This window comes from Paenibacillus sp. P22 (assembly GCF_000469945.2).
Classification (GTDB): Bacteria; Bacillota; Bacilli; order Paenibacillales; family Paenibacillaceae; genus Paenibacillus_O; species Paenibacillus_O humicus.
The window spans coordinates 1-3431 of sequence record NZ_CBRA020000151.1; the positions used below are offsets into that span (position 1 = coordinate 1).

General features: G+C 59.7%; 2 protein-coding genes. One reads left to right on the forward strand and one right to left on the reverse strand.

Annotation, left to right across the window (positions count from 1 at the left end; all coding sequences use genetic code 11):
* Nucleotides 1-1861: bifunctional diguanylate cyclase/phosphodiesterase (locus BN871_RS19495; RefSeq protein ID WP_048748431.1), on the reverse strand; the 1861-nt coding region annotated here is incomplete at its 3' end.
* 293 nt (nt 1862-2154) lie between these two features.
* Between BN871_RS19495 and BN871_RS19500 the strand changes: the two genes are divergently transcribed.
* Nucleotides 2155-3159: an EAL domain-containing protein gene (locus tag BN871_RS19500; RefSeq protein ID WP_127508734.1), complete on the forward strand. Its 1005-nt coding sequence runs from the start codon at nt 2155-2157 to the stop codon at nt 3157-3159.
* The last annotated feature ends 272 nt before the right edge of the window (nt 3160-3431 follow it).

The following is a 3431-nucleotide window of genomic DNA, read 5'->3' on the forward strand; positions in this document are numbered from 1 at the left end:
TCCCCAATGGGATGATGAGGCCTGTTTCCTCGGCCAGCGGAATGAAGTCGGCCGGCGAAATAAGGCCCCACTGCGGATGCTGCCAGCGGACGAGCGCCTCGAGACCGACGATCATGCCGGACATGATGTCGACCTGAGGCTGATAGTGGACCTTGAACTCGCCTCTCTGGAGACCTTTGCGCAGGCCGTGCTCCAGCTTCATCCTGCGGGTGACCGCTTCGTTCATTTCGGGCGTGTAGAACTGGAAGTGGTTCTTGCCCTGCTCCTTGACGCGGTACATGGCCGTATCGGCGTTCTGGATGAGCGTCTCCTGCGTCTGGCCGTCGCCGGGGTACACGCTGATTCCGATGGAAGGAGTGACGAACATTTCGTTCCCGGAGATCAGGATCGGCTTGGCGAAGCTTTTGACGATGAGGAGGGCTTTGCGGCTGATCTCGTCGGAGGTCGTGCCCGGCAGCAGGATGATGAATTCGTCGCCTCCCAGGCGCGATACGGTGTCGCCGCTGTCGATGCAGTCCCGCAGCCGCTTCGATACCTGGATGAGCAGCAGATCGCCCGTGGAGTGGCCGAGCGTGTCGTTGACATACTTGAACCGGTCCAGGTCGATGAACAGGATGCCGACCTGCTGGGCGGTCTCCTTGGCGAATTCAAGCGATTGCTTGAGCCGGTCTCCGAGCAGCAGGCGATTGGGCAATCCGGTGAGAGCGTCTAGATACACCATCTGATTGATTTTCTGTTCGGCTTTTTTCCGCTCGGTGATGTCCCGGATAATGCTGCTGAAGTACTTCTCTCCGTCTTCGGTCCATGATGCCAGGGACATTTCGATCGGGAACTCCACTCCGTCCTTGCCCAGCCCGGACAGCTCCAGGACGCTTCCGGACCCGTCGGGAGCAAGCGGGGAAGCATAGGGCTCGATCTCCTTGCGGTGCTCGTCGCGCAGGCGGTCCGGAATGATCATCTCCAGCGGCTTGCCGGCCGCCTCGGCTTCGGAGTAGCCGAAGATGCGCTGGGCTCCCTTGTTCCAGGACTGGATGATCGTCCGGCTGTCGGCGAGGATGATGGCGTCGCTGGCCGATTCGATGACGGATTTGAATTTGCGTTCGGACTCCAACGACTGGGATTCGAAGCGCCGGTTCAAATAGGTGCTGATGAAGACGAGGCCCAGGATGACGAGCATGCCGATGAAAATCGCATAGGCGAGCAGCGTGTTGTCCAGCGAGGAGTCGTGGCCGGCTGGGGCTCCGCCTATATGGTGGAAGGAAGCGGCAGCCATGCCCGTATAGTGCATGCCGGCGACAGCCAGGCCCATCAAGACCGCTCCGGCGGACTTGAATTTCCAGACGCCGGAAGTGCCGGAGCGCTGCTTGATGGCGAAGATCAGATGGAGGGCGGCGAGGGAAGCCAGGACGGCGATGGCGCATGATGCCGCTACCAGAGGGGTGTTGTAGGTCACATGCGCCTCTACGACTAAGGCCTTCATGCCGGTATAATGCATGGAAACGATTCCGGCGCCCATCAGCACGGCGCCCGAGCATGAGCGCAGCATAGGAAGAGACGAGCCGCTGACGGTGAGCAAGGCAAGGCCGGAGGCGAATATCGCCGGTACGATGGATACCAGGACCAGCATCGGATGGTAGGTGACCCGGACGGGCAGATGCATGGCCAGCATGGCGACGAAATGCATCGACCAGATGCCGAGCCCCATCGCGACGGCTCCGGAGAGGGTCCAGATGTAGCGCGTGCGCTTTCTGGCCTTGTCGATCAATATGGCAAGATCAAGAACCGTGAACGATGAAATCACGGCGATCAGGATGGATAGGGCAGCAAGCGGCATGTTATAGGAGCTGTGAAGGATAGGCATCGGCGGTTAATCTCCTTAGACAATCGGCGGACGGCGGCAAGCCGGTTTCCTTTTTTGTATATAACGGCAAAATGCACATGGTTGGTAAGCTTTTTTGTAGGAAGGGAAAAAAATTCTTCGGTGTTTCAACAATGAGAGAAACGGGTATAGAAAAAGTTGCCATTCTCTTTTCGGTTCTATTTGGAAAAAGACTATGCTTATCGAAATGAAAATCATTGGGGTGGACTGGCCTCTTGGCCGAGGCTGGATTATAGGATTAGGAGCGGGTAAGGGTGGAATGCTCAAGCTGCAGGATGGAACCATTGGGAATCGAGCTTCGCTGCGGAGGCGAGGAAAGTCTGCTCGCGGTCCGCGAAGCGGCGGATCAACTGCGCAATCAAGGAAAGGACGCGGTTTTCGAGGACAATATACTGAGGATATCGGAAGCGGATTTGCCGGGCATGCTTGATTTTTGCCGGGACCATGCCGATACGGAGGCGATCGCCTTCCGCATTGCTGCCGGGGGAGGGTGGAGATCGCTGGCCGAAGCCGGCTCGATCGCCGGCACGAAGTGGGTCGACGACCTGATCCGCGAAGAGCGGATCAGCTGCCATATCCAGCCGATCGTCAACGGGAACGGGGAGCTGTACGCCTATGAGTTCCTGGCGAGATTCATCCGGGAGGACGGAACCTTGATCTACCCGGGCGAAATGTTCCAGGCGGCCCGGGAGCGGGGGCGCCTGTACGCGCTGGACAAGGCTTGCCGCATGGCTGCGGTCAGACATGCGGCTCCTTTGAAGACCAGGGCCTTCATCAATTTTGTCCCGACGGCCATCTATGCTCCCGAATATTGCCTTCGGACGACCGTGAATCTCGCCGCGAAGCTTGGAGCGGATCCTTCCTTGCTCGTCTTCGAGGTGGTCGAGACGGACAAGGTCGAGGATACGGAGCATTTGAAGCGGATTATGGCCTACTACCGCGAGCGGGGATTCCGGTGCGCGCTGGACGATACGGGGGCGGGATACAGCACCGAAGAGCTGCTGGCGGAGCTGAGTCCCCATTACATGAAGCTGGACATGCAGCATGTGCAGGGCGTCGCGCGGGACGCGGACAAGCAGCGCTCCGCGCTGTCCTTTCTGGAAGCGGCCTTGCGGGTCGGAGCGGTCCCGCTTGCGGAGGGAATCGAGCAGCAGGAGGATTTCGATTGGCTGAAGCTGCAGGGCTATCAGCTGTTCCAGGGCTACCTGTTCGGCAGGCCGGCTCCGGTGGACCGATATTATCCCGGCCGCAGCGATGCTGCTGCTGCGGTCATCGCTTGAAGACGCGGGAATTCGGCCCTCGCAGCAGCCATCGGCTGAAGAAGCCATATTCAGACCCCATAACGGCAAAGTTTGAAAGCGGCGGAGATCGGAGCTTGCATCGGCCCAGCCCCCTGCCATGAAATGTAAGCGGTACAGCCTTGTCCGCCGTCATTGCTGATGGCGGGGAGCATGGCTTCGGCTGCTACCGCAGCAGCCGGATGCCGTCCTCCAGCAAGCCCGCCGACGAGCCTTCAGGGCCCGTGCCGCCCATGGCCGGACCGGAGTCCGCG